Source organism: uncultured Flavobacterium sp., assembly GCF_963975515.1.
GTDB lineage: Bacteria > Bacteroidota > Bacteroidia > Flavobacteriales > Flavobacteriaceae > Flavobacterium.
Genome location: NZ_CAXBGY010000002.1, coordinates 416,827 through 430,594, shown reverse-complemented (window position 1 = coordinate 430,594; position 13,768 = coordinate 416,827). Strand labels below are relative to the sequence as shown.

Below are 13,768 nucleotides of genomic sequence, written 5' to 3'. Positions count from 1 at the left end.
ATATTTTAAATAAAAAACTTCACCAGTTAAACCTGATGAAGTTTCAAATATATAAAGATTATTTTTATTTATATGTAACTTTCTTTACAGCTTTAATTACATCTTCAGAATTTGGCAACCATTCTTTCAATAAAGTTGGAGAATATGGCGCTGGAGTATCTGCAGTTGTGATTCTTTGAATTGGAGCATCTAAAAAGTCAAAAGCTCTTTCTTGAACCATATATGTAATTTCTGAAGCAACACTTGCAAAAGGCCAAGCTTCTTCTAAAACTACTAATCTATTTGTTTTTTTAACTGAATTTATAATAGTGTCATAATCCATTGGACGAACCGTTCTTAAGTCGATAATTTCACAAGAAATACCTTCTTTAGCTAATTCATCTGCTGCAGTAAAAGCTTCTTTTATGATTTTTCCGAAAGAAACGATTGTTACATCAGTCCCTTCTCTTTTGATATCAGCCACTCCTAAAGGAATTGTATAATCACCTTCTGGCACTTCACCTTTATCTCCATACATTTGTTCAGATTCCATGAAAATAACTGGATCATTATCACGAATTGCGGCTTTTAATAAACCTTTTGCATCATAAACATTTGAAGGAACTACGACTTTTAAACCAGGTGTATTTGCAAACCAGTTTTCAAAAGCTTGAGAGTGAGTCGCTCCTAATTGACCAGCAGAAGCAGTTGGCCCTCTAAATACCATTGGCATTGGAAACTGTCCAGCTGACATTTGACGCATTTTTGCTGCGTTATTAATAATTTGATCAATACCAACTAATGAGAAGTTAAACGTCATATATTCAACAATTGGACGACAACCGTTCATAGCGGAACCAACAGCTATACCAGCAAAACCAAGTTCAGCAATTGGCGTATCAATAACACGTTTTGGTCCAAATTCATCTAGCATTCCTTTAGAAGCCTTATAAGCTCCATTATATTCAGCTACTTCTTCACCCATTAAGTAAACAGATTCGTCTCTACGCATTTCTTCGCTCATTGCTTCGCAAATAGCTTCTCTGAATTGTATTGTTCTCATATATTAAATTCTTAAAATCATATTGAAAGGCAAAAATAGTAAAAAAATATTCCATAATTATAATTCAAATTCAAATAAAAAGATGTTTTACCAACTATAACCTTTTCGTAAATTAAAATTCTAATAAAATTTATTTTGTATTTTGTTGAAAATTAAAAAACAGATTTATACTTTTTATCAGTAATTGTAATAACTCTGATGCAATCATCAGCATCTTTACTAATTTTTACGTCTTTAATTTTTACATTATTCTTCTTGACGGCATAATAAAAATCTTTTACTGAAGAAGTTTCGGCGTCTTTATAAACTACTACAGGCAAATTATAAACACAGAAGTATTTTAAAAAATTGTCATATGTTATTTTGTCCTCACGAACTAATTTTAATATTTCAATTAATCTATCGCTATCCGTATCTTTTATTTCTGGACCTCTAACTACTTTTTTTATGGGCTCTTTTTCTGGCTCTTCAGTTGGAGCGTCTTGTATGTTCTGAAAAGGATTCCAAGGAACATCACTTTTATATTTTTCTCTTTTTTCTTTTTCTACTTTTTTAGGAATAACAAAAATCTCTTTTATGGTTACGTGTTTGTAGTCGCCATTTACAACTAAAGAAACCGTTTTTTTTCCTGGAATTCCATAAGTATAAGAAGCATTCTTATCAAAAGAATCAATTTTATTACTTTCTCCAAAACGCCATTCCCAAGATTTTGCTCCTTCTGTATTGTCTTTAAATTCCAACTTTTCGCCTTCTAATATGTGTGAGGGCAAATTAAATTTTGGCATTAGTCTTTTATTGACACTATAAGTTCGTGGAAGAATTTTTACAAGCTTTTCTATCTTGCACTTATTATTTACAATTAGCTTAACTATATATTCTCCTTCGTTTTCAAAAGAATGAGCTACTTTAGATCTAAATGAAATTTGCGTACTATCGCCAAAATACCATCGCCAAGAATTAGAGTTTTTAGAATTGTCTGAAAAAATTATTAAATCACCTACAACAAAAGAGTCTGCTTCAATATTAAAATCATTTAGCACACATTCCTCATCATTGGTGTATTTAAATAAAATAGCAACAATAGAAAGCATTAAAATTGATGCAAATAGAAGTAAAACTTTTAAATCAAAATATTTTTTAAGCTGTTCTAAAATAAACATTTAGGGATATTTTATTAAATGGATAAGTTTGTAAGGTAACTTTTTTCAAAAATATGAATTTTCTTTTAAAAACATAACGATTTTAATTAAAACTATTTTTAATTAACATTACAATCTACTTAAAAAAAACAAGTTAAAAAGCACAAAAACACCTTGCAATTTTATAGCTAAACCCTTGCAATTTTAAATAAAAATTCTTACTATTGTATTTGATTTAATGAATACTTTTTTATGCTTAAAACAAAAAACATATTCCTATTATTCTTTAGTCTTTTATTATTAAGCTGTGGTTCACAAAAGAAATCATCTTTTTTTAATGAAGACACGGTCTACCAAGAACCAGCTGGCAACGTGTCTGATTATGTTATTTACGAACCGCTACCTGAAGAAGATAAAGTTTACTTTGCTAATAAAATTGGTGTTGAAAAAGAAGAAATTCTGGACGGAAAATTATATAAATTTCTAAAAGAATGGGAAGGAACCAATTATGTTTATGGAGGAGAAACTAAATCTGGTATTGATTGCTCAGCACTTATGCAACGTTTGTTTAACAAAGTATATAACTACAACCTACCCAGAACAGCTGCCGAAATGGGTTTTGATAAAAATATAGAACAATTTAAATCAAGAAAACATTTAAGAGAAGGAGATTTGGTTTTTTTTAGAATAACCGATGAAAAAATAATATCGCATGTAGGAATATATTTAAAGAACAATAAATTTTTTAATGCAAATTTGTCTGGAGGAGCATCCATATCAGACTTAAACAGTCCTTATTGGAGAAAGTTTTATGTAGTTTCGGGTCGCTTAAAAAAACCCTAAATAATTATGTCAGAAGAAAAAAAAATCATAAAAAATCAAAGGCATTTAACTTCATTTGATTTAAAAACCGAACTTATTCTTGAGGCATTGTTTGAAAACAACATAATTGACGATTTTAATGTTGTGATTAAACCAAATGGATTGTTTTATAGAAAATTCAGTAAAGACAGAATGAATATTTCTTTAGACTCTAACAATTCTGATGTTTTAAACATTGATATTAGTAGAGATGGCTTTTATGATGTTTTACCTGAAAGCTTCTCACACAATTTTAGACAATCAGGCTCTACTACGAATCCGGTTGAAGAATTTAAAATCCGAAAAAAAGAAGAAAAAGAAGCTAGGCATTTTTTTAATCCTATAGAAAATGAGCTTTTTAGATTTAGACATGCAATTGAAAAAAATGAATCTGATTTTTTTTTAAATCTAAGAGCAAATGGTCTTGTAGACATTATTAAATCTATTTTAGTTTTTGAAAAAAACATTCCAGACACTTTAGTTGTTAAGATGTTTTATGCCTTACTTCAGCAGAAGGAAAATGCCAATCAAAACATTGAAGAAATTATTTTAATTTTAGAAGAAATTATTGAAGAAAAAGTTACTTTTACTTCAAACAATATTAAACTAGAAAACGTAAGTGATGTTAATGAAGTTGAAGAAGATTTTATAATGGGTATTAATACTACATTAGAAAGTAACCAAGAAATTTACCTAAAAAAATATAACTTTATTATTGGACCCTTAAAAAATTCTAACAACTTGAGTAATTACTTTGAAAATCAAACTATGCATTCTTTTTTAAATAGTTTTTTTAATTTATTTTTACCCTTTCATGTACAGTATACTTTTGAGGTTCTTTTAAAGAAAAAGGACCAGAAATTTTCAATGGATGATCAAAAATTTAAAGCTAGATTAGGCATATCAACAATATTATAAATGAAAAAATATTTAAATCAAATAAATGGAGGAGAACAACTATTATATCTATTGCTAATATTAGCATTTGGATATGTATTGTTTATGCTTATTGGCTCTAAAGTACCCAAACTGAGACAAGAAAAAAAGAAATTTTTCTTATACATACTAATTCAGGTAGTCGTTTATATCATATTTTCACTAATTCTATATAATTTAAAAGGCACTTCTTTAAATCAACGTTTTATATCCTTACAAGTATATATGACTGTTGCAGGAATTGCACATTTAAAAGTGTTTTATGATGTTTTTAAAAAGTTTGAAGCTAAAAAGTTTTGGCAAGAAGTTGTTATTACAATTTGCACCCTGTTTTTTATTGCAGGATTCTTAATAGTAATTACTAAATACTTTGATGAAGGTCAATATTTCATATACTTACTAAGCACTTTATTATTCTTTATATTACCCTTACTATGTTATCAGTTATTTGAATATTCAATTTCAATTCCTGTAAAACTCCACAAACGATGGTTTTACCCTATGAATGATAGATATCCAAGTCCAAAAATATCTGAAATGAGAAATATAATTATCCTTAATTTAGTTTTTCAGAAAAAAGCAGATGACAAACAAATCATCAACTTTAAGGTTAAAGCTCCAAGAGCAATTGATTATGGACGCTTGTTCTATTATTTCATAAACGATTATAATGTAAAAAATCCAAATAGTCAAATACATTTCTTAGATGAGAAAAATCAACCCTTTGGATGGTACTTTTACACAAAACCAAAATGGTTTAGTTCAGCAGAATACATTGATCCTGACTTGGCTATTGACACTAACAACATTAAAGATGGCACAACTATAATTTGCCAACGTATATAACATTAATTATGGCAGAAAATATAAAACATTTTCCAGTAAACTGGATCGATGGAATGAAAATCAATAAAAATCACTTTATTGAATTTCAAGACAATATGGAAGACTTAATTAGAGATGCTCGTAATCTTGAAGTTAACGAACTGCATTATGGCTTATTATCTACTCCTTTAAGTAGACCATTTCAGTATGCTATCTCAATTGATACTCATAATGAATTAAGCATTGATATAAAAATGCTTAAAGCTGTCACACCAGCTGGAGGACGCATAGAAATAACTGACTATACTGGAGAATTTTCTGAAAAAATTGAATTAAAAAGTTTAGACAAAAAAGAAAACAATTATTACTTAATGCTTAATGTTGATCCTTTTTCCAGAGTTCCATCTGGCGAACAAAACATGGAAGAAGTTCCACCTCGTTTTCCTCATGCATTATCAAAATATACTATTTCAAGTGTTATTGAAGGCGAAGTAAATCAAAATAATATTGGGCCATTACAGTTTCCAATTGCAAAATTTAAAACTTCTGCAAATAACTTTGAGATTTTGACGACTTATATACCACCTTGTTTAACGCTAAACAGTCATCCAAGTTTAATTGGTCTATATGAAAGCTATGATTTGTTTTTCAAACAATTGGAATTTTATGCTATTCAAATCAATCGCAAGATAAAATTCAGAAATAATTCTGAAGATGAAAATTTGATTTCAAATATGGTTTTTGAAGTATGTGATAAAGCACTTCGCAATATTGAATTACAGATTACAAAGAACAAATGGGTTAATTATAATTTAAAACCAATTGACTTGTTAGAAAGTGTAATCACCTTAAGTAGAGCTATAAAAAATAGTTTTGATTATTTTTCAGGTGATGGAAAAGAAATGCTTTTTAATTATTTTTCTGAATGGACAGAAATTAGTAGTGGTGAATATGAAAAACTTTTTACAGACACAATTAACGTAAAGTATAAGGCTTATGACATTGAACCAATTGTTGTCCAAATCCAAGATTTTATGACAAAAGTTGATCAGTTATTCTCAATTTTGAACCAATTAGATTACATTGGTAAAAAACGTGATGCTGGAATTTTCGTAAATGAAAACGTCTTAAAAAACGAACGTAAAACAAGTGGTCTATTCGGTTCTAACAATAACGACAATGATAGTCCAGAATCATCACCAACTTTTTTAGCTGACTAATAAACAATATATTATGGATATCCTAAATAAAAAAGAGCGTTTTAATGCTTTTATGCTTTTTCTACTGATGTTTCTTATAACAATGATAGTGCTTATAACAGCTATTTTCTTTAATTACAAATTACCTATTAAGGAAAATGAAGTGTTAAAACATGAAAATGACAAAATGAACATGCAGTTTTCATTTAATAAAGAATTTTCAAACAAAATTGAAGAAATAAATAAATTAGTTGATTCTCTTGATGCTGCTCCTGATAGTTTTCAATATATTGAACAATCAATAAATTTTGAATTGGTTCAATTAAAAGAAATAATTCCGAACGATAGTATTGTTGATCCAAAATTATATCAAAATGTAATTTTGACTTACAAGACTTATGTCAACACTAAAAAGAAACTGCTACAAATCAATGATTCTAAAAAAGAAATTGATAAGATGGACAAAGAATTGAAAGAACTTGCTGATGAAAACAAAGATTTATCACGTCAATTGCAAATGTGTGAAATGGTTAGCCGTAACAGATAAACTCAATTAAATGTCAACAGAATCTACCACTCAAATTATACATATTGCCCAACAATATGCTAAAGACAATTTTAATGATAAGTATTATGCTGCTCATTTATTAAAAGCGCTTTTAAATCCGCAATTTGATTTTTTAAAAGAATTAGATTCAAAAGGTGTTGATGTTTTTTATTTAGACGAATGGGCTGATATTAGAATAAGTGAATACCCAAAAGTTTCAAAACCAAATGATACGCCAAATGCAGATTCTTCAGCAATAATTGTTTTAGAAGAAGCTGAACTAATTGAAAAAAAACTTGGAGAAAACAATGAATTTCCTGCAATTTTAGCAGCATTATTAACTGCTGGAGTTGGATTTTCACACGATCAATTAAAATCTTTGCCTTTAACTGGTGCCACAATACTAGATATTTATCAAACTGGAAACGGTATTGCTCAACCAGATTTGAATATTGCTTCTCCTTCTTCGGGTGGAAGTGCTTTGTCCAAGTATTGCATAGACAAACTTCAAAATACATCTACTAGTGAAACACATGTTATTATTGGTAGAGATGAAGAATTAAAAACGATTACAGAGATTTTAAACCGAAAATTAAAACCTCATGTAATTATTACAGGTGAACCTGGTGTTGGAAAATCGGCTTTAATAGATGGTTTTTGTAGAAAAATAGCAACTAAAACTATATTAGATGCTTTTGATAACGCGAGCGTTTACGAAATAAACATAGGTGCTCTATTTGCTGGTGCATCTTACAAAGGTGAAGTTGAAGATCGTTTGCAAAAAATATTCAACGACTTAAAAAAATACGAAAAGCCAATTCTTTTCATTGATGATATTCATGAATTATTTGACACTAATCAAGGTTCCGGAATTGCAAGTATTATAAAATCAGAACTTTCAAAAGGAGATATTACTTTTATTGGTGCAACAACTTCAGAAAAGTTTAGAAAAACATTAGCAAAAGATGATGCTTTGTCAAGAAGGTTTGAAACACTTGAAATAGCTGAACCAAATGAAGAATTAGCTTTTAGAATGATAACTAGCATTATTGAATCCTACCAAAATCATCATGATTTTACAATTGATGAAGATGGACAACGAGAAGCGATTCGATTATCAAAACGTTATTTAAAAGAAAAATCGTTACCCGATTCGGCTTTAGATTTGATTGATAGAACCATGTCATCTTTAAAAGTTGCTAAAGAAACTATAAAAAAAGAAATTCCAAATTTAAGAACACAATCAGAAGCTTTACATGCTATAGAAGTTCTCGAAGAAAAAGTTGAAAAAACAGAATGGTTATTTTCTGATATTTTACAAAAAACCGGAAAACTATTAAACGAAACGGAACAAACTACCTCAGAATTTAAAGCGAAACCTTCCTTTGATGATAAAGTTACTTACATACAATCACTTTTAGAAAATTTAGAAAAACTAGAAGAACAAGACAATGAAGTTTTAGCCTCACATTTATCGATAGTTGTTTCAGATATAACTGGAATTCCAGCTGGAAAAGTAAAGTCTGATGAAAGAGAAAAGTTATTAGACATTGAAAACACGCTTAAGAAAAGAGTTATTGGTCAAGATCATGCTGTTAAAGTTGTAGCTGATGCTATAATGGAATCAAGATCTGGATTAACAAAGCCAGGACAACCAATTGGGTCATTTTTCTTTTTAGGTCCAACAGGAACAGGAAAAACAGAATTAGCTAAATCCTTAGCTGATTTCTTATTTGGAGATGAAAGTGCAATTATTAGACTAGACATGTCCGAATTTAAAGAAGAACATTCAGCTGCTTTATTATATGGTGCTCCTCCAGGCTATGTTGGTTATGAAGAAGGTGGTTTATTGGTTAATAAAATTAGACAAAAACCTTATTCAATAGTTTTATTTGATGAAATTGAAAAAGCACATAAATCTGTTTTTGATGTATTTCTTCAGATATTAGATGAAGGAAAATTACATGATAGATTAGGAAAAGAAGGTGATTTCTCTAATTCTGTTGTTCTATTTACATCAAATATTGGATCTGATTATATAGTTAAATCTTTTGAGAAAGATGTTGTTCCAAAATCGAATGACTTAATTCAATTAATGACAGGACATTTTAGACCTGAATTCTTAGGACGTTTAACCGAAATTATTCCGTTTGCACCTATTAATGTAAAGAGCGTTTCTAGAATTTTTGACATTCATCTTAAGAAAGAATTGCTTCAATTATTAGAAAAACTTGAAATTACTTTAACCATTAGCGAAAAAGATAAAGAAAAAATATCTTTAATGGGTTTTAGTCCAGAATATGGAGCAAGACCAATTAAAGGAACGATTAGAAATAAACTAAAAAGACCATTGTCTAGGATGATTATTGCTAATGAAATAGTGAAAGGTGACACAGTAAACGTGACACTTGACAAAAACGACGAGTTAAAATTTACGATAACAAATGAACGAGCTATTTTATAAACTTCCTTTTGATTATACTAAATTAACAACCGGTGAAGACGCTACAAAAGTGACCATTGAAGAATCGTTAGCGCAATTTATTTCGGTAATTATTACCACCATTTTTGGTGAATACAAATACGATCCAGAATTTGGGACTGTTATTTGGGATACTGATTTTAACTTATTAGCTAACCCAAATCAGTTGAAAGATTTAATAAAAGAATCTGTTCATGAAAAGGTAAATCAATACGAAAAAAGATTAAAAGTAACAGAAGTAACCCTTGGAGTAAATGAAAATACTTTGAGTTACGAAACTAATATTAGAGTTAAAAAAAGATTAGATATTGTGGTTTATGGTATCATTAAAGAGACCAATCAGCCTTATTATTACAAGAGTTCTTATTTTTTAGCTCCATTTTCATTTAAATAAAATTTTGACTGAATGAATCAATTATCAAAAGATCAAATAAAAGACCGTTTACTGAAACGTGCCGCAAAACAATGGGGATACAATGACGTGGAGTTAGAAAACGTATTTGATCCAATTGTAAACTTACTTTTTGATGTTTGTGCTAAAGAATTAGAGAAGATTTCAAATGAAATATTTTCTAGTAGACGTAGAATGACTGAAAGATTAGTTGATATTTTAACGCCAACTTCTGCCACAAAAGCAACTCCAGCAAGAGGAATCTTAAGAGCTTATCCTGTTGAAAACGAAAGTGTTTTAAATGAACATCATCAGTTTTTTCTTCAGAAAAAAGAAATAAATCCTTATAATCCAATTGAAAATATTATTAAAAATTATCATTTTGGACCTACAATTCCGGTTAAATTAAATAGAAATAAATTGAATTATGTAGTGCTACCAAGTGGTGTTCAAAACATAGAAAAAAATCAATTTAGAGAATTTGTAAGCGAAAAAAATTTTACAAATAAAACTCCTCATGGAACAATTTGGTTAGGTTTAAAGCATGAAGGTGATGGTATAATGAGAGACTTAATGTTTTATTTTTATCTAAAAAACATTCACGAACGCAATAAGTTTTTTCATTTTTTACCTAGAGCAAAATGGTCTTTAAATAATATTCCTTTAACAATAAGTAAAGGGTATAACAATGATGATGAAACCAAAAAAGTTAAATATGATTTAAAGCAACACGATATTTATCATATTAAAAAAATTGAAGAACATACCAATGATTTTTATTTTAAAAATTTTATAACGATTAATGAAAGCATCACTATTGATGAATCTCATTATGAATTTCCATCAGAATTTGAAGAATTTATTCCTTCGAAAGAGTTGGAAAAAATGAAAGAAGATAAAAGTTTAATTTGGCTAAAAATTGAATTTCCCAACGTTATTGGACCTGATATTTTATCTGATATCTTTTGTTCCAACAATTGCTTTCCAGTTATTAATAAGAAGTTAAATGAGACTCAAGGTAATATTAAAGAACTATTAGATATTTACCCTTTAAAATTAAATGATGATTACTTTTTAGAACTTTTTTCTGTGATGAATGACAGAAATAAAAATTTTGATGTAATTACCAATAATGATGAACCTGAAGATGAAAACTATGCTTATCTGCGTTTTGGTGGTGTAGCTCGTTTTGACGAAAGAAATGCTGCCGAAGAAATCAACTATTTAATTGATTTAATTAGAGATGAAGCTGCTGCTTTTAGCCGTTTAGGTCATGATTTTACGGATAATAATCTTAAAGAAATTAATCAAATTATTGCTCGTTTTAAAACTAAAATGAATCAAACAGGCATGCAAAATTTGAATAATCCATATTTGGTTCTAAACACTAAAAAAACAAAAGAAAAAGGAACTTTGTTCATTAAATATTGGACTACAAATGGTAATGATGCTAATAAAATAAGCACATTTACAAAATTTAGTGTTTATAAAGGTTCTGATTTTGAAAAAGACAATATTATGTTACTTTCCTCTACGCAAGGAGGAAGAAATGAATTGACAAATTCAGAGAAAATATATGCTTATCGAGAAAATTTAATATCGAATCAACGAGTAGTAACGAGACAAGATATTATTATTTTATGTAAAAATCATTTTGGCGAAGCTGTTGAAGATATTGAAGTTGTCAATGGAATTCAAACTGGTTTAGACAGCACAATTGGATACACTCCTACTATAGATATTTTACTTACTCAAACGAACAAAGAATATTACACTGATGAAGAATGGCATTTTTTAAGTGAAGATTTAAAACTTATGATTGAAAAAAGAGCTTTAAACATTGTGCCTTTTAGGATTGTTTATCGATAAGTTTAATTTTTCAGTGTAATTGTAACTTCTTCTGTGTAGGAAATGATGTCTTTTATTAAAAACTGAAAATAAGCTGTTTTCTTCTTTACTTTTTTCTCTACAGTGTCAAAATGTGATTCAGTATGAAGTTTTACGCGTTGTTCGTCCCATCTAATATCAGCTTTGATTTTAGGTTTTAGCGTTTCTGTAATGTTAATGGATAATTTCTGAGTAGAATCAAAGGAAATAATTATTTCTTTCGCTTCTGGATTTAAAACAGCTGTTCTTCCAACGCAAGGTATTGAACCAATAGCACGAATATTCCAATTTAAAATTGTCCCTAAATCTGGAAGATTTACGTTATCGATTGGTGGATTGAAGAAAAAAATGTTCCAAGCAGGCTGTTTGAATTTATTTTTAGTAAAAAATTCCTCATCTTTTATAACTTCAAAATATTTTTCTTTTACGCTTCTAACTCTTTCAGAGTTCTTGTGTTTTAAAATTAGTGCTTCTGCTTTTAAATCCCATTCTGACAACCACTTTTCGTAATCGTGCAAACCTGCAAAATGACCTTTATAGTCAGTTTTAATTTTTATAGGAAAATTGAGGTTTTCAAACTCTTCTTGAATACTCAAAAACTCATTTTCCTGAATTGGAATGGTGTTTATTTTTTCTTTGTTTATAACATAAACACGTTCATCATCCGTTTTATTAAACAAGACAAAACTAATAATATATCTGGTTTTTTCTTTCTTTAGAAAACCATTTGTTTGAATATTTACTTCTTCAACTATTTCAAAAACCATAAATTACGTATAAGTTGTTATCAATGAAATTCTTAAAGCAATCTGCTATTCAAATATAATGAATTGAAAATTAATTATGTAAATTTTTTTGGGTTAATTTTTGGAGAAAAACTGTCAATATATAGTTGTCTTTAAAGTATTGAAAAAAGTTATGTTAATTTTGTTTTCATATATTATGTTGTAGTCAATTATTTTATATCTAAATTCTTAATTGTTTCAGTTAATGTTTTAGAATTATTTTTTAATTCTATTTGTTTAAGTTTAGATTGATATTTAACAAAATAGCTGTTTTGGTATTGGAATATTGTTCGTATGTACCAATTATTGAATCTTTGATTGTCTTTTATTTATATAGTTCTTCATCAATTGAAGGTCTTTCATTTATTATTTTATTAACTGAATAATAAATTTATTTGTTGTCTGTCACAACTGCTGTTTGTGTATCAGCAATTGGATAACACAATACATGTACCTAGGGTGGTATTAAAACATCTTCAGGAACAGCTTGAAAACTGTTGTGGGATTATCCTGATTCTTCACAAACATTAGTGATATCTAATTACTATATAAATCTCGTCTATTTAATTCTGTCATAAACTCTTTGAGGAATTTTTTTCACATCTTTATGTTGAGATTTCATTTGTGAAATGTATTTTTTGTATGCTATTTTTGCATTTAAAACTCCATCTTCATCTATTGTAGGTTTTAAAGATAGTTTAAAATCATCTCTACCTAAAACAGCTTCCCATACTCCTACTTTTAATTTTGTGCCTGCTTTTATTCCTGTAGTATTTGCATAAAACCAACTTACTTTATTATAATCTACAATAGCATTTTGTTTTAAAACGTTTTCTTCTCCTATGATAGCGTTTGTAATAGTTTACTTTGCTTGAATTATTCCATTTTTATCAATTTTGAAATATGCAGGTTCTTCATCTCCAATTGAGCCTATTTCTTTAAAACTATTTATTTTTTTATCATCTGAATTTATTACTAAATAATATTGAGAATCCCCTCTAGATATTGCAACTAACAATACTTTTTTATTTATATCGTTCTTCAAAAAATAACAACTATAATCTTCTCCTTCATAATCAATAGACTTTAAGTATTCTTTTAACACCAAAGATGCAGTGTAAACCGTATTAGGATTATCTGGCAGATTTTGTACAAAACTCTTTAAGTCGAAAGGAAGATTTAATAATTTATATGGATGGTTTTCTTCAACTAGTTTAATTTGTTGTGTTGAAGATTTAATTCCATTTTTAAACAATTTTGAACCAATCTCGATAAGATTTTCACGCACTGCATATTCATCACTATCAAGAATGTTGATTTTTTTTCCTATTTCATAAATCCCTGTCAATTCTTCATTTGAATTTGAATCGAACAAATAAGTCTCAAAATACTCATATTCAACTTTTTCGTCTATATATTGTGTCACTTTATATTTAATTTCTACTTTTCCACCCAATATATTTTTTTCCATTTCATTATATGTCATTGCACATCCAGAACCGCAGCTTAAAGTAAAAGATTCTTTTCCTATAGACTCATGATTTGTCTTTTGGATTGAATTAGAATCAAGTTGTACAGGATTTGATGCTTCGCTTACTGAATTCTCAAATTTTTTGCAAGAATGTAGAAAAGTAATTAGTACAAATAACGTTATGAATGCTTTTAACATGTTTT

Annotated in this window: 13 protein-coding genes; 9 read left to right on the top strand and 4 right to left on the bottom strand. The window is 28.4% G+C overall.

What is annotated here, in order from left to right; all coding sequences use genetic code 11:
* Window positions 1-64 precede the first annotated feature (64 nt).
* Both AAC008_RS04380 and AAC008_RS04375 read right to left on the bottom strand, forming a co-directional pair.
* Entirely contained in the window at window positions 65-1,042 is a 978-nt protein-coding gene (locus AAC008_RS04380) for a pyruvate dehydrogenase complex E1 component subunit beta (protein ID WP_339887650.1), read from the bottom strand.
* A gap of 152 nt (window positions 1,043-1,194) precedes the next feature.
* A complete protein-coding gene (locus AAC008_RS04375) occupies window positions 1,195-2,202 on the bottom strand; it encodes a PKD domain-containing protein (RefSeq protein WP_339887649.1) in 1,008 nt (335 codons plus the stop codon).
* Window positions 2,203-2,433: 231 nt separating this feature from the next.
* Between AAC008_RS04375 and AAC008_RS04370 the strand changes: the two genes are divergently transcribed.
* Genes AAC008_RS04370 through AAC008_RS04335 form a run of 8 tightly spaced genes read left to right on the top strand, consistent with a single transcriptional unit; the run spans window position 2,434 to window position 11,291 of the window.
* Window positions 2,434-3,024 carry a C40 family peptidase gene (locus tag AAC008_RS04370; protein WP_339887648.1) on the top strand — a complete coding sequence of 197 codons (591 nt, stop codon included), beginning with the start codon at window positions 2,434-2,436 and terminating at the stop codon, window positions 3,022-3,024.
* Window positions 3,025-3,030: 6 nt separating this feature from the next.
* Window positions 3,031-3,960: a hypothetical protein gene (locus AAC008_RS04365; RefSeq protein WP_339887647.1), complete on the top strand. Its 930-nt coding sequence runs from the start codon at window positions 3,031-3,033 to the stop codon at window positions 3,958-3,960.
* On the top strand, window positions 3,961-4,824 hold the full coding sequence (locus tag AAC008_RS04360; protein WP_339887646.1) for a TssN family type VI secretion system protein: 864 nt from the start codon (window positions 3,961-3,963) through the stop codon (window positions 4,822-4,824). It begins immediately after the preceding gene.
* 8 nt (window positions 4,825-4,832) lie between these two features.
* Complete coding sequence (locus AAC008_RS04355) at window positions 4,833-6,023, top strand: hypothetical protein (protein WP_339887644.1); 1,191 nt, start codon at window positions 4,833-4,835, stop codon at window positions 6,021-6,023.
* Window positions 6,024-6,036: 13 nt separating this feature from the next.
* On the top strand, window positions 6,037-6,549 hold the full coding sequence (gene tssO, locus AAC008_RS04350) for a type VI secretion system TssO (protein WP_339887643.1): 513 nt from the start codon (window positions 6,037-6,039) through the stop codon (window positions 6,547-6,549).
* Window positions 6,550-6,559: 10 nt separating this feature from the next.
* Window positions 6,560-9,013 (top strand): ATP-dependent Clp protease ATP-binding subunit, encoded by a 2,454-nt coding sequence (locus AAC008_RS04345; RefSeq protein WP_339887641.1) that lies wholly within the window; start codon window positions 6,560-6,562, stop codon window positions 9,011-9,013.
* Complete coding sequence (locus tag AAC008_RS04340; protein WP_339887640.1) at window positions 8,994-9,425, top strand: GPW/gp25 family protein; 432 nt, start codon at window positions 8,994-8,996, stop codon at window positions 9,423-9,425. The genes AAC008_RS04345 and AAC008_RS04340 overlap by 20 nt, the downstream gene beginning before the upstream one ends.
* 12 nt (window positions 9,426-9,437) lie before the next feature.
* Window positions 9,438-11,291, top strand: coding sequence for a hypothetical protein (locus tag AAC008_RS04335; RefSeq protein ID WP_339887639.1), 1,854 nt, complete (start codon window positions 9,438-9,440; stop codon window positions 11,289-11,291).
* Window positions 11,292-11,293: 2 nt separating this feature from the next.
* Here AAC008_RS04335 and AAC008_RS04330 read toward each other — a convergent pair whose 3' ends face one another.
* Window positions 11,294-12,076, bottom strand: coding sequence for a hypothetical protein (locus tag AAC008_RS04330; RefSeq protein ID WP_339887638.1), 783 nt, complete (start codon window positions 12,074-12,076; stop codon window positions 11,294-11,296).
* Between the two features lie 647 nt (window positions 12,077-12,723).
* On the opposite strand from AAC008_RS04330, the gene AAC008_RS04325 reads away from it, so the two are divergent.
* Window positions 12,724-12,876 (top strand): hypothetical protein, encoded by a 153-nt coding sequence (locus AAC008_RS04325; RefSeq protein ID WP_339887636.1) that lies wholly within the window; start codon window positions 12,724-12,726, stop codon window positions 12,874-12,876.
* 80 nt (window positions 12,877-12,956) lie between these two features.
* Here the strand turns inward: AAC008_RS04325 and AAC008_RS04320 are convergent, their stop codons facing one another.
* Window positions 12,957-13,763 (bottom strand): hypothetical protein, encoded by an 807-nt coding sequence (locus tag AAC008_RS04320; RefSeq protein ID WP_339887635.1) that lies wholly within the window; start codon window positions 13,761-13,763, stop codon window positions 12,957-12,959.
* Window positions 13,764-13,768: the final 5 nt, after the last annotated feature.

Coding starts and splice junctions, on each gene's coding strand:
- AAC008_RS04380 (WP_339887650.1), bottom strand. CDS start 1,042: ATGAGAACAATACAATTCAGAGAAGCTATTTGCGAAGCAATGAGCGAA.
- AAC008_RS04375 (WP_339887649.1), bottom strand. CDS start 2,202: ATGTTTATTTTAGAACAGCTTAAAAAATATTTTGATTTAAAAGTTTTA.
- AAC008_RS04370 (WP_339887648.1), top strand. CDS start 2,434: ATGCTTAAAACAAAAAACATATTCCTATTATTCTTTAGTCTTTTATTA.
- AAC008_RS04365 (WP_339887647.1), top strand. CDS start 3,031: ATGTCAGAAGAAAAAAAAATCATAAAAAATCAAAGGCATTTAACTTCA.
- AAC008_RS04360 (WP_339887646.1), top strand. CDS start 3,961: ATGAAAAAATATTTAAATCAAATAAATGGAGGAGAACAACTATTATAT.
- AAC008_RS04355 (WP_339887644.1), top strand. CDS start 4,833: ATGGCAGAAAATATAAAACATTTTCCAGTAAACTGGATCGATGGAATG.
- tssO (WP_339887643.1), top strand. CDS start 6,037: ATGGATATCCTAAATAAAAAAGAGCGTTTTAATGCTTTTATGCTTTTT.
- AAC008_RS04345 (WP_339887641.1), top strand. CDS start 6,560: ATGTCAACAGAATCTACCACTCAAATTATACATATTGCCCAACAATAT.
- AAC008_RS04340 (WP_339887640.1), top strand. CDS start 8,994: ATGAACGAGCTATTTTATAAACTTCCTTTTGATTATACTAAATTAACA.
- AAC008_RS04335 (WP_339887639.1), top strand. CDS start 9,438: ATGAATCAATTATCAAAAGATCAAATAAAAGACCGTTTACTGAAACGT.
- AAC008_RS04330 (WP_339887638.1), bottom strand. CDS start 12,076: ATGGTTTTTGAAATAGTTGAAGAAGTAAATATTCAAACAAATGGTTTT.
- AAC008_RS04325 (WP_339887636.1), top strand. CDS start 12,724: ATGTATTTTTTGTATGCTATTTTTGCATTTAAAACTCCATCTTCATCT.
- AAC008_RS04320 (WP_339887635.1), bottom strand. CDS start 13,763: ATGTTAAAAGCATTCATAACGTTATTTGTACTAATTACTTTTCTACAT.